We start from the raw sequence: 23,391 nt of genomic DNA, 5'->3' as shown, positions 1-23,391 counted from the left end.
CGGGTCAGCGGGACAAAAGCCGTCGTTCTGCTATCGATCCCGAAGCGGAGGTTAGCCCAATCGGTTAGGGGTCGGATCGCCTCTTTCGGCAATCAATTGCTGCCGGGCTTCGCCAGAGAAATGTTCGTAAGTGCGCGCCAGATCTTCACGTGAGAGTGAGGATTGTTCTGCAATCAGGTCAAGCAGGGCTGCTTCATCTCGGAGCGCGATCTCGCCCACCAAAGCTGCTTCGTTCAAACCGAGATTTCGGGCGAGCAAGCGTGTCGCGCGGACCCGCTGTCTGAAGTCGAAGTCCATGAGCCGTGCCGACTCGAACTCCGCCTTCTTGCGCATTGCTTCGCCTAAGTCCCAGACCATACCAGCAATATAGAGCAACACATCATGGGCTCAACCGAGCGGCAGCGCCCCACCCATTTACGGTCATTTCTGACGCTTCGGCGCAATGCCGAAACCTGCCGTCTCCCGTCATCCCAGCGCAAGCTGGGACCTACAGCCTCATGGAGGGGCGCTTGTTGCCCCGGACTTGATCCGGCGCAGGCAAGCACGCGGTGACGTTGCTTTGGCTCTTAAGCCGCCAGATCGATCGGGACGATCTCACCCGCAAGATAGAGCTTCTTCGCCTTGGCGCGGCTGAGTTTGCCCGATGACGTGCGCGGCAGGGTGCGGGGCGGGACCAGTTCGACGATGCAGCTCATGCCCGTAACCGAGCGCACCTTGTCGGCGATCTGGTCGCGCAGTTTCACGCGTTCCTCGGGGTCGGACACCTTGCAATGCACCAGCACCGCAGGGGCTTCCTCGCCGTTCTCCATCTCGATCGAGAAGGCGGCGATGTCGCCGTGGTTGAAGCCGGGGAGCTGCTCCACCGCCCATTCAATGTCCTGCGGCCAGTGGTTCTTGCCGTTGATGATGATCATGTCCTTCGCCCGGCCGACGATGAACAGATAGCCATTGGCGGTGTAGCCCATGTCGCCCGTGTCGAGCCAGCCGTCGACGAGGCAGTCATTGGTCGCCTCGGGGTTGCGGAAATAGGAGTGCATCACGCTGGGTCCGCGGCACCAGACCTTGCCGATCTGGTGATCGCCGCGGCGGCTGCCGTCCTCGCCCTTGATGGCGACATCCATGTCAGGCAGCGCCTTGCCGCAATTGACGATCGCGCGGTAGCGGGCCGGGCGGGAAAGGTCGCGCGGGGCGCCCGACAGGCGTTCTTCCTCGACCAGTTCGACGCGGATCCCTTCGCCCGGCGGCATCACCGTCACTGCCAGCACCGCTTCGGCGAGGCCGTAGGACGGGGTGAAGGACGATGCCCGGAAGCCTGCCGGCGCAAAGGCGTTGACGAAGTTCTGCATCACGTCCGGGCGGATCATATCCGCGCCATTGCCTGCGATCCGCCAGCGCGACAGGTCAAAGCGTTCCGCGACGTTCGACTGGCTGGAAATGCGCCGCGCGCAGATGTCATACCCGAAGGTCGGCGAATAGGAGAGCGTGTTGCCGGGATTGCGGCTGATCATGTCGAGCCAAGCCAGCGGACGGCGCGCGAAGGCATCGGGCTTGAGATAGTCGCCCGAGACTTGGTTGGCGATCAGCGAGAGCAGGCAGCCGACCAGCCCCATGTCGTGATACCACGGCAGCCAGCTGACACAGCGGTCGTTCGCGCCCAGCTCCATCGTGGTCGAATGACCATAAAGGTTGTGCAGCAGCGCGCGGTGGGTGACGGCGACGCCGGTGGGGAAGCGGGTCGAGCCGGAGGAGTATTGCAGGTAGCAGATATCGTCCGGGCTGGCGGTGGGCAGCACGCAATCTGGCGCGGGGCGGTGGGCGAAATCCTGCCAGCTTTGCGCCTCGCAGCCCTGACGGGCCGCGGCAGCCGACGCCATCTCGGCGATTTCCTCAGGGTAGAGGAGAATTTTAGGATCCGAGCTTTGCAGCTGGATTGCCAGCTGGTCGATGAAATTGTCCTTGCCGCCGAAGGTTGTCGGCAGCGGCAGCGGCACGGGCCACGCACCGGCATAGACACAGGCGCAGAACAAGGCGGCGAAGTCTGCGCCGGTCTCGGCGATCAGGGCGACGCGGTCTTCCTTGCCGATCCCCGCCGCGATCAAGCGCCGTGCCATGATCAATGCATCTTCGCGCATGGTCGTATAGGGGTAGACGCGCGCCAGTTCCCCGCGCATGTCGTGGAAATTGAGCCCTTTCAGGCTCTGCGCAGCATAGTCGATCGCTTCATTGAAGGTTGCAAATTGCGCACGGACCCGCGGCAGATCACAGTCATTCGGCGTCGGCGTCAAAACGGCCTCGGTCATATTTTTCAACGATACCCGTCAGTTGCGGCGCGTTTCATGATGGTATCACGTACGCGCTCTGGCATAACCCCGTGTCGCCGGGCATTATCCGGCAGCGTCCTATCTCAGGCATATGGCAAGGAAAGTGGCACGAATAAGGCGAAATGGTTTCACGTAAAGCGAATTCGTCATCACCCGGTCGCCAAACCGGGGAGGATTCCAGGCAGGAACGCCGGACGGCGAAGCGGGTGAAACCTCCGCTGGGAGAGGCCACTTTGCGCGATTTGGCGCTGCATTATGCGGCGCGGTTCGCCACCACCGGCGCGCGGCTGGAGGGCTATCTTGTGCGCAAGATTCGGGAACGCGGGCAAGCCGAGGATGCGGATGGCCGCACCATTGAGATAGACATTCCCGCACTCGTCGCGCGGCTGGTGGAGCTGGGCTATGTCGATGACGATGCCTATGCCCGGGCCCGTGCCCGCGATCTTGGCGCGCGGGGCTATGGCGCACGCCGGGTCGAGGAGACCCTGCGCCATGCCGGTGTGGGTGAAGGGCTGCGCCAGGCTCACGCGCCCGGCGAGGCGGCAAGCCGCCGTGCCGCTGCGCTGATGGCAAGGAAGCGGCGGCTGGGCCCCTATGGTGCGTCTGCCGAGGAGGGCGGCGATCCGCTGGCCGCGCGCAAGGCCCGCGAAAAAGCCGTTGCAGCAATGCTGCGCGCAGGCCACCAGTACGAGCACACACGCTTCATCCTCGCGGCCCGAAGCCTTGAGGATGTGGAAGAATGGCTCGGCGAAGCTGCCGACGAGGAAGGGACGGACGAACAATGGTAAGGCACCTCTTGGCAAGCGCGGTGATGGCTGCGGGGTTGCTCGCGGCCTGCTCTCCCGGGACCAGCGCCACGGCCAGCGCGCAGACGCCTGCTCCGGCCACAGCGGGGCGTCACCCGGTCTCGGGCCTTGAAGTCATCGACCTGGTGGTCGAGCGCGGGACCAAGAAGCTGGCCTTCAAAGTCGAAGTCGCCGCCAGCCCCGAAGCGCAGGCCAAGGGCCTGATGTTCCGCACGTCGCTGGGCGATGACGAGGGCATGATCTTCCCCTCCGCCGTGCCCGAGCCGAAGAGCTTCTGGATGAAGAACACCCCGCTTTCGCTCGACATCATTTTCATCGGGCCGGACGGGCGGATCACCAATATCGCGGCGAACACCGTGCCCTATTCGCTCGATTCGGTGCGATCGAGCGGGCTGGCAAGCGCGGTGCTGGAATTGCGCGCGGGCCGCTCGAAGGAGCTGGGAATCGTGCCGGGGGACCGGGTAAGTTTCTGATTGCACAGTGCCTCCCCGTCCTGAAGGGATGGGGAGGTGGCAGACGCCGCAGGCGGCTGACGGAGGGGGCTATCCCGCCATCGCGCCTTACCCCTCCCTCACCGCTGCGCGGTGCCACCTCCCCATTCGCGGGCGAACTGGGAGGGACTGGTGAACACACCCCCTTGGCGCTCCCCGCCAATTCCGCTAGGCGCACGGCCTATGGGTATCCTCGGAAAAATCTTCACCTGGTGGGACGGTGCCACGCTCGGCACGCAGCTCTGGGCGAGCCGCGCGGGCGGTGAACATGTCGGCACCGATGGCGCGGGCAATAAGTACTACCGCGAAAAGCCAAAGGCGGCCGCGCTCAACACCGGTTCCTACACCAGCCGTGAAAAGCGCTGGGTGATCTACAACGGCGCCAATGATGCGAGCCGCGTGCCGGCCGAATGGCATGGCTGGCTGCACGGCACTTATGATGACGTGCCCGAAAGCCACCTGCCGCCGCCGCGGATCTGGGAGGCGGATTATACGCCCAACGCCACCGGCACCGTTCAGGCCTATCGCCCGCAAGGCGCCCTGGAGCGCGGCGGCCAGCGCGCCCGCGCCGTGGGCGATTACGAAGCGTGGACCCCCGGCAGCGCGGACAGCTGAGGCGCGCGGTGCGGCAGTTCGGCCTGGCCCTCCCGCTGGCGAGCGTGCTGTTGCTTGCCGCTTGCGACATGGGCGCATCCCAGAACGAAGCGGTGGTGGTGCCGCTGGGTGAGGCAAGCCCCGTGGCTGCGGCCAGCCCGGCCGCGCCGGTCAATGATTACGGCGCGACCCCGATGAACGAGCGCATCGCCGTGCTCGGCCTGCTCAACAAGCGCAACAATGTCTCCGAAGAGATCAAGCTCAAGCCTGGCGAAAGCCGCGAGATCGGCCCGGTGATCGTCCGTGTCTCCGCCTGCGAGCGCACCGCGCCATGGGAAATGCCGCAACAGACCGCGGCCTTCGTGCAGGTCGATATCAAGGGCCGCGGCGAAGCGCAGCACAAGCGCGTGTTCTCAGGCTGGCTGTTCCTCGAATCGCCCAGCCTCAACGTGGTCGAACACCCGGTCTATGATGTCTGGGTCAAGGATTGCACGATGCGCTTCCCGGGCGAGGAAGGCTCGGCAGCGCCGTCGCCCGATCCTTCGGGCAAGCCTGCCGCGCGTCCGTCGGCCACGCCCACGGCGGCACCCAGCCCGACCCCGGCTCCGACCCCCGACGCATAGCCCCGGCTGAAGTGGCGCCACGCGGTGCCGAGGCTGTCATGCGGCTGGCCTTTGGCCTGCTCCACCAGACGCCGGTAATCCGCCTGCGCCAGCTCAGTCGCCCCCATTGCGCGCAGGTGCTCGGTCATGAACTGGCAGTCGAGCAGGGCGAACCCGGCGCGCCGCATCATCGCCACCAGCCACGCCAGCGCGACCTTGCTCGCATCCGGCACCCGGCTGAACATCGATTCGCCGCAGAACACCCGGTCGAAATTGACCCCGTAGAGGCCGCCCACCAGCTGCGGCGCGCCATCCTCGCCCGCCAGCCAGCATTCAACCGAATGAGCGTGCCCGGCGCGATGGAGGCCGATGTAGCTCTGTACGATCCGTTCGCTGATCCAGGTTTCGGGATGATCGGCGCGCGGCTCGGCGCAGGCGCGGATCACCTCTTCGAAGGCGCGATCAACCGTCACGGTGAAGCGATCCATGCGCAGCACCTTGCGCAAGCTCTTGGAGATATGCAGCCCGTCCAGCGGAATGATCGCCCGGTCGCGCGGCTCGACCCAGAACACCTCGGCGTCTTCGCGTTTGTCCGCCATCGGGAAGATTCCGCTGCGATAGGCCAGCAGCAGGGTCTCGACAGGGATAGGAGGGCGGATCGGCGCGTGCATGGTTGCAGCGCACAATACATGGCCGCGCGGGATGAGGCAAAGAGCATTGCCTATCGGATAAGCCTTCGATAAAGGCACCGCTCCAACGCGCTGCAGGGGTGTAGCTCAGTTGGTAGAGCATCGGTCTCCAAAACCGAGGGCCTGCGGTTCGAGTCCGCACACCCCTGCCATTCGTGTGTGTTTCGAACCGGCCTCCACCGGTTCGTCCTCCCGGCTGATCCTCCATTCCGCTACGCTGCATTCCGGGCCGGTCCGGGCGCGCGGTCGCGCTTGCGACGCCCTTGGCATCGTTTGTGTTCCGCATCGCTTCCGCGATGCGAAATCCTCGCTCATGCTGGCTGCGCCAGCGTCTCTGCGGGCGGCCGGTCGGCCTTGCGGTGTCTGCGACACCGAATCCCACGCGTTTTGAACGTGCGGATCCTTCCGGGCATCGAGTGACCGTGCTTTTCGGCGCCCAATCCCATCCCATCCATTCATCCTCCCGTAAGCCGAGTCGTGTATTCCTGTCGACGAACCGATTGACCGCCCTCGCACAGGAGACACAGGATGAGCGCCTATACCTTCCGTTCCTCGCGGCCCGATCAGTGGGTCAGCCCGCGTCCCACACGCGATCCGGCACGGGGCCGGGCGATCCACGGCCCGCTCCTGCCGATGCAACCCAGCGGTAGCCTGATCGCCCGGCTGTTCGGGACGCGCTGAGGCGCGCCGCCCGCGTGCGCATCCGCGCCCCAAGCAATCTTGCATTTGCGCTGTCCCGCGCGTAAGAGCCTCGGCGTCTTATCCGACATCGGTAGATCTCCAGCCCCTCCGGCGACCTTGTCCCGGGCGGCGCGGCCCCCTACCTGAAAGCCGTCTCGGACAGGACGAGCAGGCATTACGCGAAGGAACGGGCTATCATGGCCGATCAGAAGAACGCCGAACTCGGCAAGGTTGAAGAGAAAAAGCGCAAGACCTCGCCCGGCGAGTTCTTCAGTCAGGTCAAGGCCGAGACGAACAAGATCGTCTGGCCGACCCGCGAGGAAACCGTGCGCACGGCGATCTTCGTGTTCATCTTCATGATGATTCTCTCGATCTTCTTCCTCGGTATCGATAGCCTCTTCGGCGCGGTCGTGCGCGGCGCGATCAGCCTGCTGCAATAAGGCGCACGGCGCGCCCGAATATCTCTGCCCGTCAGATCTCTATTTCCAAGGACTCTCCATGGCTCGCTGGTACATCATCCACGCTTACTCCGGTTTCGAGAACAAGGTTCGCGACGCGATCATTTCGGAAGCCGAACGGCTCGGCCTGTCGGACGGGGTCGAAGAAGTTCAGGTGCCGACCGAGACCGTGACCGAAGTAAAGCGCGGCAAGAAGGTCCAGGTCGAACGCAAGTTCATGCCCGGCTATGTGCTGGCCAAGCTCAACCTGACTGACGATGTCTACCACCTGGTGAAGAACACCCCGAAGGTGACCGGTTTCCTCGGCTCGATGAACAAGCCGCAGGCGATTTCGGAAAAAGAAGCCTCGCGCTATTTCGGCGGCGTCGCCGATGCGCAGGCCGCACCCAAGCGCGAGATCAGCGTCGATTACGAGATCGGCGATTCGGTCAAGGTGCTCGATGGCCCGTTCGCCAGCTTCAACGGGATCGTGGAAGAACTCGATTTCGACAAGGCCAAGGTCAAGGTCAGCGTTTCGATCTTCGGCCGCGCCACCCCGGTGGAGCTCGATTTCGAGCACGTCGAATTGGCGAAATAGTGGTTGCGCACCCGCCTCCGCGGGTGCGTCCTCGGCGCGGTTCCTTCGTCGCTACGCTCCTACGGGCGCCTGCGGGCGGGCGTCCTTGTCGGCCTACCGCTGCGCTGCTTGAGGCTCAACCACCCTTGCGGCCTCTGGCGAGGCCGTTCCATCGCCCGAGAATTATCGTGTCGTGAAAACCCGCCCCGGCATCTGCCAGCGCAAGCGCCGCTATGCGACCCGCGAGGAAGCGGACGCTGTAGCGGTTCGGGCGGATGTGACCTTGCGCACCTACAAGTGCGCGCTGTGCCACAAGTTCCACCTCACCAGTCGCACCAAGGGGCTGCGGGTGCCGCGCGCTGTGCAAGACGGTGCCGTCATCCATACGCAACAGGCCGCTGCCATGTCTGACGCACAGCGGGACGCGCTGTGAAGGTATAAACACGTATCGAACAACATACTGATTTGAAATGCCGTTGTTCGCAAAACTGGCGGCATGAAGAGAAGTGATCTCACCTCCTTTGCCATCGAGGCCCTTGACAGCGTCGGACAGGGCACTTGGGCGGTACTCCCCAAAGGCCGCTGGACGGTCTTATGGAGCGAGGGGATGTTCGACATTTACGGGCTCCCCCGTGGGTCCGAACCGCCCAACAACGAGACGGTCTTCAAACTGAACCACCCTGACGATGCCAATTATGTCGCTCGGCAATGGAGGCAGTTTCTGGAAGCCGGCGGAACCCATAGCTGGCGGGAACGCATTGTGAGACCCAGCGGGGAGATTCGCCACGTCATCGTCAAGGCGGTGCAGTTGCCTCCCGACGAAGATGGCGAGACCTGGCTGCTGGGATCGATGAACGATGTTACCGAGCTCGTCGATACGAATAGCCTCGTGGAATCAGAGCGTGCATACCGCTTTGTCGCCGAAAATATTCGTGATGTGGTGCTGCGAACTTCGGCAAGCGGACGGATTGAGTTTGTATCGCGATCGGTAAGGCACTTGCTCGGACGGGAGCCCGAAAGCCTGATCGGTCACTATGTCAGCGATTTGATACATCCCGATGATGTGGAACGCATAAACGAGGTCTTCCGCGTGCAATTGGCCGATCGGTGCCAAGTGCGAAAAGAAACAACCGAATACCGGGTATTGAAGGCGGATGGGCAGGCGGTCTGGATCGAGAGCTCCCCCCGGCTTGTGTTCGATGCCAATGACAACTTCATAGGCTGGGTGGATGTCGTCCGTGACATCACGCAGCGCCGCGCTGCGGATGCCCGCATCGCCCATATGGCGCGTCACGACTGTCTGACGGACCTCCCTAACCGCGTAGAATTTGACGAGCAGCTGGCGAAAGCGCTGTCCCGTTGCCGCGGGCGGCGTCGGCTTGCCGTGCTTTGTCTTGATCTCGACCGGTTCAAGGCGGTCAATGACACGCTCGGTCACGCTGCCGGAGATGCGCTCCTGGTCCAAGTGACAAAGCGTTTGTTGGCCAACGTACCGGTCGACCGCAGCCTTGTCGCCCGGATCGGAGGGGACGAATTTGTGCTGTTCGTGGCTGGTGCCGGTCCCGAGGAAGCCAGCGTACTTGCCGCTGACCTGATCAACAGCGTCGGCGCGACATATGAGATTGAGGGACAAGCAGTGAGCATCGGGCTCAGCGTCGGGATTGCGCTGGCTCCGCGCGATGGCAACGACCCTCAGGGGTTACTCCGCACAGCGGACATGGCGCTTTATCGAGCGAAGGCTGAAGGGCGCGGCATTTTCCGGTTCTTCGATGCCGAGATGGGGTTACGCATTCAGGAGCGGCGGAAGCTGGAAATGGACCTTCGTCGGGCCCTCGCCGATGGCCAGTTCCAACTCGACTTCCAGCCATTGGTCGACCTCGCGTCGGCCCGTATAGTCGCGGCCGAGGCTCTGGTCCGCTGGCGCATGTCCGACGGGCGGCTTGTCCCGCCAGACGAATTCATCCCACTGGCCGAAGAGATCGGACTGATCGTTCCACTCGGCCAATGGATCCTTCAGCACGCATGCCAAGTCGCCTCAACTTGGCCGGAGCATGTCCGCTTGGCGGTCAACCTGTCCCCGGTCCAGTTTCAACACCCGGGGCTGGTGAGCGTAATCACCTCAGCGCTCATCAATGCCGGGCTGAGCCCCGACCGGCTCGAATTGGAGATCACGGAAGGGGTCCTGATGCAGAGTGACCTTGGGACCGTTGACCTGCTGCACCAACTCAAGGCTCTGGGCGTTCGCATCGCGCTCGATGATTTTGGCACCGGCTATTCCAGCCTGAGCTATCTGCGTTCGTTCCCGTTCGACAAAATCAAGATCGACCGATCGTTCGTGGCTGACATGGATAGTCGTGCGGACGCGGCAGCGATCGTCCAGGCGGTCGCGAGTCTTGGGGCTAGCCTCGGGATGACGACGACCGCCGAGGGGATTGAGACGCAGGCCCAGCTTGACCAGCTGCGCGCAGAGGGCTGCACGCAGGTACAGGGATTTTTGCTCAGTCCTCCGCTCGATGAGCGTGGGTTTCGCGCGCTCTTAAGCAAAGAAAACGGTGACAGCCTCGCCGCCTGACGGGCTTTGCCGACACCGACATACGGGAAACGCGCAAGTTGCGCTGTGCCGATGAGGTATCCTGAACGCGGGACAGGTTTCTGCTTCTGATCAGTGTCTCCTGCGCCTCCAACAGTCGCCATGCGGAGCATTGGCCGGTCCTGGAGTGGGTCACGCGGGCTTGCATTGCGCGGCAGAACCGCTATGCGCGCGCCTTCGCTGGCCCCTGAGGCCGGTGATTCCGTGCGGGAGCCTCTGCAATGCACGAAGCAGAGGCGCTGGACCGCTTAACATGAGCCCGGATGGAAACAGCCGGGCAACAGTGCGACAGGAGTAAGGCCACATGGCCAAGAAAATTGAAGGCTATATCAAGCTGCAGGTGCCCGCGGGCTCTGCCACGCCGTCGCCGCCGATCGGCCCGGCGCTGGGTCAGCGCGGCGTGAACATCATGGAATTCTGCAAGGCGTTCAACGCTGCCACGCAGGAAATGGAAAAGGGCATGCCGATCCCGACCGTCATCACGGTCTACGGCGATCGCTCGTTCACCTTCATCACCAAGACCCCGCCCGCGTCCTACTTCCTCAAGAAGGCCGCTGGCCTGAAGTCGGGTTCGAAGGAGCCCAGCAAGATTTCGGCCGGTACCATCAAGGAATCGCAGATCCGTGAGATCGCCGAAGCCAAGATGGCAGATCTGAACGCGAACGACATTGATCAGGCGATGAAGATCATCGCCGGTAGCGCCCGCTCGATGGGCCTCGAAGTGGTGGAGGGCTAAGCACATGACCAAGATCACCAAGAAGGCGAAGGTTCTGGCCGCGCTCGATCGCGAAAAGCTCTACACCGTCGATGAAGCGCTGGCTGTGCTGCGCGAGTACAAGACCAAGTTCGACGAAACCGTCGAAGTGGCCATGAACCTCGGCGTCGATCCGCGTCACGCTGACCAGATGGTCCGCGGCATGGTCTCGCTGCCTTCGGGCACCGGCAAGGACGTCAAGGTTGCTGTGTTCGCGCGCGGCGACAATGCTGAAAAGGCACTGGCTGCCGGGGCTGACAAGGTCGGCGCCGAAGACCTGATGGAAGACATGCTGGCGGGCAACCTCGATTACGACCGCGTGATCGCCTCGCCCGACATGATGGCCGTTGTCGGTCGTCTGGGTAAGACGCTGGGCCCCAAGGGCCTGATGCCGAACCCCAAGCTCGGCACCGTCACCCCGAACGTCGCGCAAGCGGTCAAGGACGCCAAGAGCGGCCAAGTCGAATACCGTGTCGAAAAGCAGGGCATCATCCACTCGGGCATCGGCAAGCTGAGCTTCACCGATGACGCGCTGAAGGCGAACTTCAAGGCGCTGACCGAAGCGGTGGTGAAGTCCAAGCCTGCGGGCGCCAAGGGCAAGTACGTGCGCAAGGTTACCATGACCTCGAGCATGGGCCCGGGCCTGAAGGTCGACCTTTCGGAAGTCGAAGGGGCTTAATTTGGGGGAGGCGAACGCATCCGCGCTCGCCTTTCCTCGCTCATGCGACCTGACGGTCGCGTCGCTGCGGGCGGCCCGTCGGCCTTGCGATCCCTGCGGGATCGGTTTGCGGCGGTGAGTTAATTCATGAAGGGTCGGAAGGCGGTTGCTTTCCGGCCCTTTCGTTTGGGCGGGATAAGTCATTCTCCCCACTTGTCTTTGGTCTGCGCCCACCCATTTTCAGGAGAACGACGCGGGTCCTCTCTCCTCCCCGGCCGCGTTGCATGAAAGAGGTTGCCTGATGCCCTTTGCTTCCGAACGCCTTGCCGGTCGGCTTTCGCCCAAGTGGCTGGTGGCTGGCGTCGCGCTGGCTGCTGATGGGTTGCTGATGAGTTACGACCTGCGCCTCGGTATCGCGGCGAGCGTGTTGCTCGGCGTGATCGTGGCGATGTGGCTCTATCTGGCGCTGCGGTACGGATCGCTCAGCGGTGCGCCGTCGGGCCGTTCTGCGCTGGTAGCGCAGGTGCGCGTGCAGGAGAGCAACCGCCGCCGCGCGGCCGCGACCATGCGCGGCAATTCAGGCCCGCAGCAAGGCGCGGATCCGTCCCAGCGCCCCTGAGCGTTCCGCCAGCGCCTTGGCGCCGAGCACGCTCGCATCAAACCCCGCCCGCGCGCCCAGAAGCGTGCGGTTGGCCAGCGTCGGCTCCAGCAGCACGAGGCTTGAACAGGCTGCCGCATGGGTGCCGAACATCTCCTTGTGCGCGCCGTCGCCCTCGGTGAAATCGAACCAGCGGTAGCGCTCTTCGGCAAACAGGCGTTCCAGCGCGTCCATCTGGAGCACCGTGCCAACCGACAGCCGCGCCCAATTGGGATCATAGCCCAGAAACGCATAGACCAGTGTCTGCCCGGCGAGCGGTAGCGACAGGTAGGCGACCGGCTGTCCGCTCGCATGGAGCAGGAAGGCGCGCATCCGGTCAGCCTCGGCTGCCTCCAGCATCGCGCGGCGCGCCTCGGGGCTCTCGGGCAATCCGGCATCGAGCAGCCGCGCCTGATAGGTCCGCGCCGACAGCGGGAGGGCAGCGGCGAGGAAGGCTTCGATTTCCGCCGGGGTGCGGTGTTCGGTGACGGTGTAGCCGCCCGCTTCGTCCATCAGCTTGCGCGCCTTGCGCCGTAGGGTCGAGCGGGTCTTGCCCGAGAACTGCGCCATGTAGTCATCGAAGCTCAGGCTCATGTCGATGTAGTGGCGGCGGTAATCCTGACGACCGCCCGCGATGAAACCTGGGTAGCGCGCGGTGATTTCGGCGAGGCGCGCAGTCGGGGCGGAAAGCACGCGTACCCCGTCACGCCCGCTCGGCGGCACGGCAGGCAGGGCGCCGGCGAGCACATCCTCAAGACTGAAGACCCAGGTGGAAAGCTGGCGCGGCACGCTCAGCAGGCGGCGCGATCCCACGGTGAAGTCGATGGCGGCGGTGCCCACGGCGCGTCCTCAGAGCGCGCCGTAAAGCGCGTTGGAGACGAATTGTTCGGCCATCCGCCGTCCCGTCCGCATCGCGCTGGGCGGCAGTGGCTGACTGGCCCGGATCGGCGAGCGCACGCCGGGCGGGGTGTCCGCATAGGTGCCGGTTGTCACCCCGGGCATGGCCTCAAGCGCCTTGATCAGCCCTGTGAAGCGATGGCGCACCACGCGGTTTGCGGCGAGCTTGCGGCGGTTGATCAGTTCGAAAGAATGGCTGACGAGCGTGAAGGTCTCTTGCCCACTTGCCGCCGCGTGGCGGATCGCGGCGAGCATCTCGCCCAAGGAAAGCGCGGTGATCTGGGCATGGCGCTGTCCCCCACCCATCGCGCCGATGCTGCCGACCGGGACTTCGATCACGCCCATATGCTCGATCGGATCGTGTACGTCCGGGCCAAGGCCGATCCGGCATGCGCTCTTTCCGACCATCGCCGGGCAATGGCTTGTATCATAGGCGATGCCGAGGCCGGCGAGCGCCCTCAGCGTATCATCATTGGCGCCGTAATTGCCCGCCCGGAACGCGACTGGCGCGGGCGCGCCTGCGGCCATCAGAGTGGTTCGCGCATAGTCGAGGATCTGGCATTGCTCCTCGAACGGGAAGTCGGCGAGGTTCTGCCCGGTGTGCTTTGACGCGAGCGGGTTGGCGTCTCCGGCCAGGCCGAGCCATTCGGTGTGACAATGCAGCTGCACGTCCTGCCCGGCGGCGATGATGGGCGCGACAATGTCTTCAATCGCGGCCACGCCCCATACCAGCGCGGGCATGGGATCGACGAAGAACACCGCTTTCTGGCCGTGGCGGGCGAGCAGATCGAGCTTGTGCGCAACGCCCGCCGGGCCTTGCGGGGTGTTGCACGCGATCGAGCGGGCAAAGTTGTCCGCCCGGTCTGCCGCGCCCGGCCCGGTGTAAAGCCCCGAGGAGTACTCGGTATCAATCGTGATAAAGACCCGCGTCATGACCCGGGCTATGTAGCGCAAGAGGGTTAAGACCGCGTGATGATGTCTCTTGGCGCGCTAGATGCCGCCCGGCGTGACCGTGTGACCGTTGCTGGTGAGCCCGTCCGTCAGGCTGTCGGAGCAGGCCTTGAGGTCTTCGGCGCTGACCGAGCGGATCACAAAATTGGCCCCGACCCGGCCTTCGCGGAAAAACGGGTAGGAGCCGATCTGGCAAGTCGCGTGTGCCGCTTCGGTCTGGCGCAGCAGCTCGGCGACCTCGCTTTCGGCCACCCAGCAACCCAGCGTTTCGGAGAGCAGCGGCGCGCCACCTTCAAGCTGGCCGGTCAGCGCGTCGAGCATGCCTGCGGTGATGTGCGGCACGCCCGCCATCAGGAACAAGTTGCCGCGCCGGATACCGGGCGCGCCCGACATGCGGTTGGGGATCAGCTCCGAACCTTCCGGCACCCGTGCCATCCGCAAGCGGCCCTCGTTGAGGCCCCCGCGCGTTACGTAATAGCGCTCCAGCAGCGCACGCGCCTCGGGGTGGATGACCACCGGCACCCCCAGCGCGGCAGCGACGGCATCGACGGTGATATCGTCATGCGTCGGCCCGATCCCGCCGGTGGTGAAGAGGTAATCATAGGCGAGGGTGAGCGCGTTGACCGCCTCGACAATCCGCGCCTCGACATCGGGCACCACGCGAACTTCGGCAAGGCGGATGCCTTGCACCTGCAACCAGGTCGCGACCTGCGCGATGTTCTTGTCCTGCGTGCGGCCGGAGAGGATTTCGTCACCGATGACGATGAGTCCGGCGGTCCAGATTTTTTCGGGAGAGGTCATGTGGGAGGATTAGGGGAGTTTGGTGAACTGCAAAAGTGTTTCGTCATGGCAAGGAGCCGAAGGCAACGAAGCAATCCATGGACCAAGCACTTCCCGCTCCTTCAGGCCCTGGATTGCTTCGCTACGCTCGCAATGACGAAGAATGGCGGTTATTCCGCCGCTTCCAGCTGTTCCTCGCCAGCGCGCGCATTCGCGCCCGGCTTGGTGAAGGTCAGGATGCCGTCGGTCAGCGGATCATCCTTCATCCGCTTGCGGTCGACGACATATTCCTGATTGAGCCGCCACGGATAGCTGACCGAATTGCGCGGCATGATATGCTTGCCGCGCTGGATGTAGCCGGACGAGAAATCGAACACGTCATCCTCGATAATCGCCGCCTCGCCCGCAGGCGTCAGCACCGGGGTGGCGATGGTCGTGCCGGTCTTGCGCATATGTTCGAGCACCCGGCAGACGTAATCCGAGTTGATGTCCGCGCGCAGAGTCCAGCTCGCGTTCAAATAGCCGAACACCACCGCAAGGTTGGGCAGGTTCGAGAACATGCAGCCCTTGTAATAGAAGCGCTGGCTGAACTCGACCGGCTCCCCATCAACGGAAATCGCGATCTTGCCCGCGACCGCCAGCTTCAGACCTGTTGCGGTGACGACGATATCGGCCGGGATGAACTGGCCATCTGTCAGCAGCACGCCGCCCTTTTCGAACTTGGCGATATGGCCGGTGATGACGTCGGCCTTGCCTGCCTTCATCGCGGTGAAAAGGTCCTGATCCGGCACCAGGCACAGCCGCTGTTCCCACGGGTTATAGGGCGGGGTGAAAGCGGCCTTGTCGTAATCCTTGCCCAGCGCCGCTTCGATCTTCTTGTACAGCGCGTCCTTCACCTTCTGCGGATTGTCGCGCGCCAGCTTGAAGCTGAAGTCCTGCATCTTGATGTTCTTGAACCGGGTCAGCCGGTAAGCGAGCTTTTCCGGCAGGATCTTGCGCAGGAAATTCGCCACGGCATCCTTGGCCGGGCGCGAGAACATCCAAGTCGGCGTGCGCTGGAGCATAGTCACATGCGCCGCCTCGCGGGCCATCGACGGAACGATCGTCACCGCCGTAGCGCCCGATCCGATCACGACGACATTCTTGTCCTTGTAATCGAGGTTTTCAGGCCAGAACTGCGGGTGGAGCACCTGCCCTTCGAAATCGCCGAAGTCAAAGCCCGGATCATAGGGTTCGTCATAATCGTAATAGCCCGCGCCAAGATAGACGAAGTTCGCCGTCATGTGCTTGCGCGCGCCATCGGCCGTTTCCAGCTCGACGTGCCAGCGTGCGTCATCGTGGCGGAAATCGGCGCTGATCACCTTGTGGCCGAAGCGGATGTGCTGGCGGATGCCGCGTTCATCGACGATCCGATCGAGATAATCGAGGATCGCGGGCGCATCGGCGATGCTCTTTTCGTGCCGCCAAGGCTCGAAATCGAAGCCGAGCGTGTGCATGTCGCTATCCGAGCGGATGCCGGGGTAGCGGAACAGATCCCACGTGCCGCCGAGATTGTCGCGGCGTTCGACGATGCAGTAGGAGTGGTGCGGGGCCTTCATGCCCATATGCGCGGCCATCCCGATCCCGGAAATCCCGGCACCGACGATCAGCACGTCGAAATCTGGCGGTGTGGCAAGCATGACGGGCCCTCTCTCTCCCTTGTTGACACAGATGTAACCACAGCGTGCTGGCAAAAGCGAGTCTTGAATGGCAAAGTGCAACTGAGTTTGGGGTGACGGGGCGGACGCGAGCGTATAGGCGACGCGCCATGACGATCCGCCACCGCCTGCTCGCCTCCGCCCTGCTTCTCCCCGCCGCCGCGCCGCTCGCCGCACAGGACGAGAGGCCGTTGCCCGACGAGGCGCTGGAGGCGGACTCGATGGTCGAAGAGTTCCCCGAAGAGATCATCGTCACCGGGCGCGGGCTCGATGCGGCGCTGTCGACCGGGATCTACGCCACCACCACGCTGGAACGCGAAGTGATCGTCGCCAGCCCATCGGGCCGGATCGAGGATGTGCTGCGGAATGTCGCGGGCTTCCAGCAGTTCCGCCGCTCGGACAGCCGCTCGTCGAACCCGAGCGCACAGGGCGTGACGCTGCGCGCGCTGGGCGGCAACGCGACGAGCCGCGCGCTGGTGCTGCTCGACGGCGTGCCGCTGGCCGATCCGTTCTTCGGCTACATCCCGCTCTCCGCGATTCCGCCCGAGACGCTGGGGCAGGTCCGGGTGACGCGCGGCGGCGGGTCGGGGCCGTTTGGCGCAGGCGCGCTGGCTGGCACGATCGAGCTGGAAAGCGCCGGACCGGATAGTATCGCGCCGGTGCTGGGCAGCGCGGCCATCAACAACCGGGGCGAGACCGAGCTTTCGGGCGTGCTGACCCAAAGCCTCGGCCGCGGCTTTGCCACCGCAAGCGGCCGCTGGGACCGCGGGCAGGGGTTCTTCACCACGCCGCAAGATCAGCGCGTCCCTGCCACCGCGCGCGCCGGGTTCGATAGCTGGAACGCCGCCCTGCGCGCCGCCGCGCCGCTGACCGACACGGTCGAAGTCCAAGCCCGCATCGCCACCTTCCGCGACACGCGAACCTTGCGCTTTGCAGGCGCGGATTCCACCAGCGAAGGCGAGGAAGCCTCGATCCGCTTTGTCGGGCGGGGCGATTGGGCCTTCGATGCGCTCGCCTATGTCCAGACGCGCGACTTTTCGAACATCGTGATTTCATCGACCCGCTTCACGCCGACGCTCGACCAGCGGCGCACGCCTTCCACTGGCATAGGCGGCAAGTTTGAACTGCGCCCGCCGATCCTCGAAGGCCACGACATCCGTATCGGCGCCGATTACCGCCGTGCTGATGGCGCGTTGCAGGAGGAGGCGATCAATGCCGTCTCGGGCGCGATCACCGAGCGCCGCCGCGCCGGCGGGGCCACCAGCAATCTCGGCATTTTCCTTGAGGATGACTGGCAGATCGGCCCGCTGCTGATCAACGGCGGTCTGCGCGCCGACCGGAGCAGCATCACCGATGGCTTCTACCGTGCCGTCAGCGCCAATGGCGTGCCAGTCAGCATCCTCATCGCGCCTGACCGCAGCGACTGGACGGTCAGCTGGCGCGCGGGCGCGTCGTTCAACGCGACCCGCCGGCTCGATCTGCGCGCGGCGGCCTACACCGGGTTGCGCCTGCCGACCCTCAACGAACTCTACCGCCCCTTCGTGGTCTTCCCGGTCGTGACCGAGGCCAACGCGGCGCTGGAGAACGAGCGGTTGGAAGGCTTTGAGATCGGGTTCGACTGGCAGCCGGTCAATGCTCTGGTGGTTTCGGTCACGGCGTTCGACAACAAGGTCGAAAACGCCATCGCCAATGTCACCATCGCCCCCAATCTGCGCCGCCGGGAAAACCTGCCCGCGATTGCGGCGCGCGGGATCGAGGCGAACGTCGCGGCGCGGTTCGGCGCGGTCAGCATTGAAGGCGCACTCGCCTGGACCGATGCCGCGGTTCGGGGGGAGGGCGCTTCGCTCGATCTCGACGGCAATCGTCCGGCCCAGACCCCCGAATTTGCCGGAAGCCTGACGCTCGGCTGGGAGCCGGCTGCGGGCTGGCGGATTGCTGCCACGCTGCGCCACGTCAGCGCGCAATTCGAAGATGACCGCGAGACCGACCGACTCGCTCCGGCCACCACGATTGACGCATTTTTAGCCGCGCCGCTCGGCAAAGGCGTGTCGCTGATTGTGCGCGGCGAAAACCTGACTGACGAGCCGATCATCACGCGCAACCAAGGGGGATCGATTGATCTCGGTGTTCCGCGCACGTTGTGGTTGGGTTTACGTTACGGCTTCTGACATCTCCACAATAGCCTGAAATAATCTTGCGACCCGCAAGGCCAGAGTGAAGTCATGCTGCGTCGCAACACAAGATGTGGCATTTTTGCTACTGTTTGCTATAAGTTGACTATGACTCTTGTTAGGGCGTGCGACGCTGATAGGTTCCGCTTCACAACCCATGACCGGCATCAAGACCGGAGGGTTTTGTGGAGAGAGGAAAGCCATGACGCGCAAGTTCGCACATATCGCCTGCGGCCTGTTGGCCTGCAGCGCGCTGACCACCCCTGCCTTTGCGCAGGATTCTGAGGCCGAAGCCCAACCGACCCGGGACGACAACGTCATCATCGTGACGGCCACCCGCCGCGCGCAGGACGTGCAGGACATTCCGCTGGCGGTGACGGCGATTTCGCCGCAGCAGCTCGACAACCAGGGCGTGGTCAACATCCAGCAGGTCACTGCGCTCGCTCCGAGCTTCAGCAGCTCACAGGCGCAGCTTGCCTCCGGCTCGGTGGTGCTGCGTGTGCGCGGTGTCGGGACGACATCGAACAATATCGGCTTTGAAAGCGCGGTCGGCATCTTCATCGATGGCGCCTACCAGTCGCGTCCCGGCGTTGCTCTCGGCGAATTTGTCGACGTGGAACGCGTGGAAGTGCTGCGCGGCCCGCAGGGTACGCTGTTCGGTCGCAACACTTCGGCAGGTGCGCTGAACGTCACCAATGCGCGCCCTGACGTGACCGAGTTCGGCGGCTTCGTGAATGCCGGCTACGGCAACTTCAACGAAGTCAGCGTTCAGGGCGCGGTCAACGTGCCGATCGTGCAGGACACGCTGGCGATGCGCGTCACGGGGGCTTACCGCCAGCGCGACGGGTTCCTCGATGTCGTCAACCGGACCGGCGCGAAGATCGGCGAAACCAATGATGTCGATCAGTGGCTTGTGCGCGGCCAAATCGGCTGGGATACGGAAAGCGGTCTGCGCGGCCGTATCATCGCCGACTACTCCAAGAGCAAATCCAGCTGCTGCGGCGCAATCGAGCTCTACCAGTCGCCGCTGGTGACGGGCGGTGCCTATGCCGCCGTTGGTCTGGGCGCCAATGGCGGCAATGGCCAGCCTTCGGTTGCCACCAATCGCGACGATCAGGGCGCATTCGAGGAGGCGATGGACAATCGCATCGTATCCGCCAATGAAGTCCCGCAAGCGGACATCGACAACTACGGCGTCACCGGTGAACTGGAATTCCCGCTGTCCGAAAACGCCGACCTGATCTTCATCGGTTCCTATCGCAAGTACAAGAGCTTCGAAAAGTACGACACCGACTTCTCCGGGCTCGACATCTTCAACGTGGATGCGCTGAATCTGGAAATCGACAACTGGACCGCGGAATTGCGGCTTCAGGGCGAAAGCATGGGCGGCGCGCTCAACTACATGGTTGGCGGGTTCTTCTCGGACGAAACCATCGACCAGTCGCAGACCTTCTCGCTCGGCGCGGATTATGGCGAGAACGTCGGTGCGCTGCTGTTCGTGCCGACTGGCGGCGCGCTCGGCGCCAATCCGCTGACGGTTTTCACCGGCCGCGATCCGGCTGGCACCCGCACCACCAACCGCTTCCAGCAGGACGCCAAGAGCTACGCGATCTTCACGCACAATTCGCTGGAGATCACTGACGGGCTCGAGCTGACAGTCGGCGCGCGGTACTCGTGGGAAGAAAAGTCGGGCGGATTCACGCAGACTGCGACCAACAACCAGATCTGCCCGTCCACCTTGGCTGCACTTGGGGCCATCCCGGCGGCGCTGCGGCCTTCGTTCATCGGTCTGGGCTGCTTCGGGTTCACCGCGCCGGCCGACCTTCCGCAGGCCGCGGTCTTGCCGCTGGTCCGCACCTTCCAGTCGGACTTCGATGACGAGGAACTGATCTACACGGTCAAGCTCGGCTACGAATTCAGCCCCTATGTGAACAGCTACGCCAGCTTCACCCATGGCTACAAGGCAGGCGGCATCAACCTTGATACCACCGCAGCGGTTGCCGGGGCGGATCCGACCTTCCTGTCGGAAGAGGTCGATGCCTACGAAGTGGGCGTCAAAGCGCGCACAGCCAACGGCGCACTGACGTTGAACGTGGCGGCGTTCTATGAGGAATTCAGCAACTTCCAGGTGCTGGAATTCACGGGGACGGCGTTTGCCACCTTCAACGTGCCTTTGGCCGAAACCAAGGGGATCGAAATCGAAGGTCTGGTGCGTCCCAGTGACGAACTGACCCTGAACTTCGGCGCCACCCTGCTTGATGCGAGCTACCCTGATGATTGCGCAGGCACGCAGACATCGGTGCAGGTGCTGTCGCTGTGCGGCAACGAACTGACCAATGCGCCGAACTTTGTCGGCCTGATTGGTGCCTTGTGGGAAAAGCCGATCAACGACTCGACCGAGTTCTTCCTCTCCGGTCAGGTTCGCATGGAAAGCGACCAGCGCACGTCGACTCAGGCGATCATCCTTCCGGGTGCTGCCGAAATCGCGGCCAACGGCGGCTTGCAGCAGGCGATCGACGCGGCTCCGCCGATCATCGCTGACATTCAGGACGGCAAGGCTTTCGTGAACCTGCGTGCTGGCCTGAAGTTCAACAATGGCGCCTATGCGATCGAAGGCTGGGTCAACAACCTGACCGACGAAGTGGTACGCGGGGTGACCTTCAACACCACGCTCCGCGGTTCGGGCGCGGCCAACTCGCGTTCGGCCTTCACCCTGCCGCCGCGTCAATATGGCGTTACGCTGCGCGCCAAGTTCTAAGCGCGAGCAGCAGTAAAGAAGTAGGGGCGTCCGGACACCGGGCGCCCCTTTTTTGTGGCCGGGTTTCCGTCAGGCACGAAAAAGGCGGCCCGTTGCAGGGCCGCCTTCTCCGATTTCGATCTTCGCGCTGATCCGGTCGCGTCATCGACCGCAAGGCCGACCGGCCGCCCGCAGCGAAGCGAAGGACGCCTGGCGAGGACGCAGCCTCGGAGGCGGCTATGCTCACATAGAACGCGCGATCAGCATCTTCATGATCTCGTTCGACCCGCCGTAGATGCGGGCGATGCGCGTGTCGCGGTACATCCGGGCGATGGCGTAATCATTGATGTAGCCCGCGCCGCCGTGGAACTGGAGGCACTTGTCGACCACTTCGCTCTGGAGCTCGGTAACCCAGTACTTCGCCATGCTGGCAGTCGACACGTCGAGCTTGCCTTCGAGCAGTTTGGCGATGCAGTCGTTGACGAACACCCGCGCTGCCGTGCCCCGCGCCTTCAGGTCGGCGAGGACAAACTGGGTGTTCTGGAAATCCCAGATCGTCTTGCCGAACGCCTTGCGGTTCTTGACGTAATCAACCGTCACATCGAGCGCCTTTTCGATGCCCGCAATCGCGTTCATCGCGATCACCAGGCGCTCCTGCGGCAGCTCGCCCATTAGCTGGTAAAACCCGCGCCCTTCGACACCGCCCAGCAGATTGTCGGCCGGAATGAAGACGTTGTCGAAGAACAGCTCGCTGGTATCCTGCGCATCCAGCCCGATCTTGTCGAGCTTCTTGCCGCGCTGGAAGCCTTCGGCGCCATCGGTTTCGAGCAGCAGCAGCGAGATGCCCTTGGCGCCCTCTGCCGGATCGGTCTTGGCGACGACGATGATGAAATCGGCGAGCTGGCCGTTCGAGATCCAGGTCTTGGAGCCGTTGAGGCGGTAGCCGTTGCCGTCCTTCAGCGCGGTGGTTTTGATCGACTGGAGGTCGGAGCCGGCATCGGGTTCGCTCATCGCAATCGCGCTGACGAGGTCGCCGCTGACGAGACGGGGCAGGTACTTCAGCTTCTGCTCTTCGGTGCCGTGGCGCACGAGATAGGGCAGAATGATGGTGTTGTGCAGCGAGGCACCGAAGCCATCGACGCCGTGCTTGCCCTGCTGGTCGATCACGACCATGTCATGCCGGAAGTCCCCGCCGTGGCCGCCATATTCGGTCGGCACCGACACGCCGAGCAGGCCCGCTGCGCCCGCCTCGCGCCAGAATTCACGCTCGACCATCCCATCCTCGCGCCACTTTTCGACCCGCTTTTGCGGCGCGTGCTGAGCGTAGAACTTGCCGACCGCGTCGGCGAAAATGGCGATTTCTTCTTCTTCCATGAAGGCCGGCGGCGGCACATCGATGACGGGCATTTCTCTCTCCTGATGGTCAGCGAAGGCCGGGATGTTTCACGTGAAACAAGGGCCTTGAGGGGAACGGGGCAACAACGGGTGGCCAATGACGCGGCAACGGGCAGTCGATGCGCCGCGTCCGGGCCAGCGCTAGACTTACTTGCCCGTCCAGTTCGGCTTGCGCTTTTCGGCAAAGGCGGCCGCGCCTTCGCGGGCGTCGTGGCTGACGAACACCGGGCCGATCAGCTTGCCCTGATTGGCGTAGCGATCTTCCATCGCCCAACCGCGCGATTGCTTCATCACCTGCTTGGAGACCTTCACCGCGAGCGGGCCATTGGCCGCGATCTTCGCTGCGAGCGCCTTGGCACCCTCCAGCGCAGAGCCTTCGGTCACTTCGTTGATGAGGCCGAGCTGATAGGCGCGCTCCGCCCCGATGAAATCGCCGGTCAGCGCGAGTTCCAGCGCGATCCGCTCGGGGATCTGGTCGGGCAGCATCATCACGCCGCCCGCCGCCGCGACAAGGCCGCGCTTCACTTCGGGAATGCCGAACTTGGCGTTCGCGTTCGCCACCACGAGGTCGCAGGCGATCATCAACTCAAGCCCGCCGGCCAGCGCATAGCCTTCGACCGCGGCGATCAGCGGCTTGGCCGGAGGGGCCTGCACCACGCCGCCAAAGCCTTTGCCTTCGACGCTGGGGCTCTCGCCGCGCAGGAAGCCCTTGAGGTCCATTCCCGAGCAGAAGGTGCCGCCCGCGCCGGTGATGATGCCGACGCGCAAGTCGTCGTCCGCATCCAACCGCTCCATCGCCGCCGCGATTCCCTCGGCCGCCGCCTTGGTCATCGCGTTCTTGGCTTCGGGGCGGTTGATGGTGACGATGAGGACGCCGTCCTCGACTTCGGTCAGCACTTCGGGGGCAGCGGTATCGCTCACGGGCT

At 63.9% G+C, this 23,391-nt stretch carries 22 protein-coding genes, 1 tRNA gene and 1 pseudogene; 15 read left to right on the top strand and 9 right to left on the bottom strand.

Annotated features, from left to right (window positions below):
- Positions 1 to 51 precede the first annotated feature (51 nt).
- Both GVM20_RS13095 and GVM20_RS13090 read right to left on the bottom strand, forming a co-directional pair.
- Positions 52 to 378 (bottom strand): hypothetical protein, encoded by a 327-nt coding sequence (locus tag GVM20_RS13095; protein WP_353653160.1) that lies wholly within the window; start codon positions 376 to 378, stop codon positions 52 to 54.
- 188 nt (positions 379 to 566) lie between these two features.
- Entirely contained in the window at positions 567 to 2,300 is a 1,734-nt protein-coding gene (locus GVM20_RS13090) for a fatty acyl-AMP ligase (RefSeq protein WP_166547635.1), read from the bottom strand.
- 227 nt (positions 2,301 to 2,527) lie between these two features.
- Between GVM20_RS13090 and GVM20_RS13085 the strand changes: the two genes are divergently transcribed.
- From GVM20_RS13085 to GVM20_RS16370, 4 genes and pseudogenes are all read left to right on the top strand, one after another.
- On the top strand, positions 2,528 to 3,109 hold the full coding sequence (locus GVM20_RS13085; protein WP_353653159.1) for a regulatory protein RecX: 582 nt from the start codon (positions 2,528 to 2,530) through the stop codon (positions 3,107 to 3,109).
- Positions 3,103 to 3,600 carry a DUF192 domain-containing protein gene (locus GVM20_RS13080; protein ID WP_166547633.1) on the top strand — a complete coding sequence of 166 codons (498 nt, stop codon included), beginning with the start codon at positions 3,103 to 3,105 and terminating at the stop codon, positions 3,598 to 3,600. Before GVM20_RS13085 ends, GVM20_RS13080 begins: the two co-directional genes overlap by 7 nt.
- 201 nt (positions 3,601 to 3,801) lie before the next feature.
- Positions 3,802 to 4,233, top strand: a complete 432-nt coding sequence (locus GVM20_RS13075; protein WP_166547632.1) for an NADH:ubiquinone oxidoreductase subunit NDUFA12 — start codon at positions 3,802 to 3,804, stop codon at positions 4,231 to 4,233.
- A gap of 68 nt (positions 4,234 to 4,301) precedes the next feature.
- A pseudogene (locus GVM20_RS16370) lies at positions 4,302 to 4,643 on the top strand (DUF2155 domain-containing protein); the annotation flags it as partial.
- A 35-nt stretch (positions 4,644 to 4,678) separates the two neighbouring features.
- Here GVM20_RS16370 and aat read toward each other — a convergent pair.
- Positions 4,679 to 5,485 carry a leucyl/phenylalanyl-tRNA--protein transferase gene (aat, locus tag GVM20_RS13065; RefSeq protein WP_166547631.1) on the bottom strand — a complete coding sequence of 269 codons (807 nt, stop codon included), beginning with the start codon at positions 5,483 to 5,485 and terminating at the stop codon, positions 4,679 to 4,681.
- Positions 5,486 to 5,579: 94 nt separating this feature from the next.
- Here aat and GVM20_RS13060 point away from each other — a divergent pair.
- The 9 genes from GVM20_RS13060 to GVM20_RS13020 all read left to right on the top strand — a co-directional run bounded on the left by GVM20_RS13060 (position 5,580) and on the right by GVM20_RS13020 (position 11,819).
- Positions 5,580 to 5,655 (top strand) — tRNA-Trp (locus tag GVM20_RS13060).
- 376 nt (positions 5,656 to 6,031) lie between these two features.
- The gene (locus GVM20_RS13055) at positions 6,032 to 6,184 is read left to right on the top strand and encodes a hypothetical protein (RefSeq protein ID WP_166547630.1); all 153 of its coding nucleotides are present in this window, start codon (positions 6,032 to 6,034) and stop codon (positions 6,182 to 6,184) included.
- A 197-nt stretch (positions 6,185 to 6,381) separates the two neighbouring features.
- Positions 6,382 to 6,624, top strand: a complete 243-nt coding sequence (secE, locus tag GVM20_RS13050; RefSeq protein WP_166547629.1) for a preprotein translocase subunit SecE — start codon at positions 6,382 to 6,384, stop codon at positions 6,622 to 6,624.
- A 58-nt stretch (positions 6,625 to 6,682) separates the two neighbouring features.
- A complete protein-coding gene (gene nusG, locus GVM20_RS13045) occupies positions 6,683 to 7,219 on the top strand; it encodes a transcription termination/antitermination protein NusG (RefSeq protein ID WP_166547628.1) in 537 nt (178 codons plus the stop codon).
- A gap of 172 nt (positions 7,220 to 7,391) precedes the next feature.
- Entirely contained in the window at positions 7,392 to 7,631 is a 240-nt protein-coding gene (locus GVM20_RS13040) for a hypothetical protein (RefSeq protein WP_166547601.1), read from the top strand.
- A gap of 63 nt (positions 7,632 to 7,694) precedes the next feature.
- Positions 7,695 to 9,770 carry a putative bifunctional diguanylate cyclase/phosphodiesterase gene (locus GVM20_RS13035; protein ID WP_234032004.1) on the top strand — a complete coding sequence of 692 codons (2,076 nt, stop codon included), beginning with the start codon at positions 7,695 to 7,697 and terminating at the stop codon, positions 9,768 to 9,770.
- A 322-nt stretch (positions 9,771 to 10,092) separates the two neighbouring features.
- A complete protein-coding gene (gene rplK / locus GVM20_RS13030) occupies positions 10,093 to 10,524 on the top strand; it encodes a 50S ribosomal protein L11 (protein ID WP_160760105.1) in 432 nt (143 codons plus the stop codon).
- Positions 10,525 to 10,528: 4 nt separating this feature from the next.
- Positions 10,529 to 11,221 carry a 50S ribosomal protein L1 gene (rplA, locus tag GVM20_RS13025; RefSeq protein ID WP_166547626.1) on the top strand — a complete coding sequence of 231 codons (693 nt, stop codon included), beginning with the start codon at positions 10,529 to 10,531 and terminating at the stop codon, positions 11,219 to 11,221.
- Positions 11,222 to 11,501: 280 nt separating this feature from the next.
- Positions 11,502 to 11,819 (top strand): hypothetical protein, encoded by a 318-nt coding sequence (locus tag GVM20_RS13020; protein WP_166547625.1) that lies wholly within the window; start codon positions 11,502 to 11,504, stop codon positions 11,817 to 11,819.
- Here the strand turns inward: GVM20_RS13020 and GVM20_RS13015 are convergent.
- The 4 genes from GVM20_RS13015 to GVM20_RS13000 all read right to left on the bottom strand — a co-directional run bounded on the left by GVM20_RS13015 (position 11,778) and on the right by GVM20_RS13000 (position 16,144).
- Complete coding sequence (locus tag GVM20_RS13015) at positions 11,778 to 12,677, bottom strand: GNAT family N-acetyltransferase (protein WP_166547624.1); 900 nt, start codon at positions 12,675 to 12,677, stop codon at positions 11,778 to 11,780. The two genes, GVM20_RS13020 and GVM20_RS13015, sit on opposite strands and share 42 nt — an antisense overlap.
- A 9-nt stretch (positions 12,678 to 12,686) precedes the next feature.
- Complete coding sequence (locus GVM20_RS13010) at positions 12,687 to 13,667, bottom strand: polysaccharide deacetylase family protein (RefSeq protein ID WP_166547623.1); 981 nt, start codon at positions 13,665 to 13,667, stop codon at positions 12,687 to 12,689.
- Between the two features lie 57 nt (positions 13,668 to 13,724).
- Positions 13,725 to 14,486 (bottom strand): competence/damage-inducible protein A, encoded by a 762-nt coding sequence (locus GVM20_RS13005; protein ID WP_166547622.1) that lies wholly within the window; start codon positions 14,484 to 14,486, stop codon positions 13,725 to 13,727.
- 149 nt (positions 14,487 to 14,635) lie between these two features.
- A complete protein-coding gene (locus tag GVM20_RS13000) occupies positions 14,636 to 16,144 on the bottom strand; it encodes a flavin-containing monooxygenase (RefSeq protein ID WP_166547621.1) in 1,509 nt (502 codons plus the stop codon).
- A 128-nt stretch (positions 16,145 to 16,272) separates the two neighbouring features.
- On the opposite strand from GVM20_RS13000, the gene GVM20_RS12995 reads away from it, so the two are divergent.
- Both GVM20_RS12995 and GVM20_RS12990 read left to right on the top strand, forming a co-directional pair.
- Positions 16,273 to 18,330, top strand: coding sequence for a TonB-dependent receptor (locus GVM20_RS12995; protein WP_166547620.1), 2,058 nt, complete (start codon positions 16,273 to 16,275; stop codon positions 18,328 to 18,330).
- 205 nt (positions 18,331 to 18,535) lie between these two features.
- A complete protein-coding gene (locus GVM20_RS12990) occupies positions 18,536 to 21,091 on the top strand; it encodes a TonB-dependent receptor (protein WP_234032003.1) in 2,556 nt (851 codons plus the stop codon).
- 222 nt (positions 21,092 to 21,313) lie between these two features.
- Here GVM20_RS12990 and GVM20_RS12985 read toward each other — a convergent pair whose 3' ends face one another.
- A complete protein-coding gene (locus tag GVM20_RS12985) occupies positions 21,314 to 22,477 on the bottom strand; it encodes an acyl-CoA dehydrogenase family protein (RefSeq protein ID WP_166547619.1) in 1,164 nt (387 codons plus the stop codon).
- Positions 22,478 to 22,612: 135 nt separating this feature from the next.
- Complete coding sequence (locus GVM20_RS12980) at positions 22,613 to 23,386, bottom strand: crotonase/enoyl-CoA hydratase family protein (protein ID WP_166547618.1); 774 nt, start codon at positions 23,384 to 23,386, stop codon at positions 22,613 to 22,615.
- Between the last annotated feature and the right edge of the window lie 5 nt (positions 23,387 to 23,391).

It is taken from the genome of Porphyrobacter sp. SLTP, assembly GCF_009905735.1.
GTDB lineage: Bacteria > Pseudomonadota > Alphaproteobacteria > Sphingomonadales > Sphingomonadaceae > Erythrobacter.
Note: the sequence above shows the minus strand (reverse complement) of the source record. Positions and strands in the feature narration are given on the sequence as shown.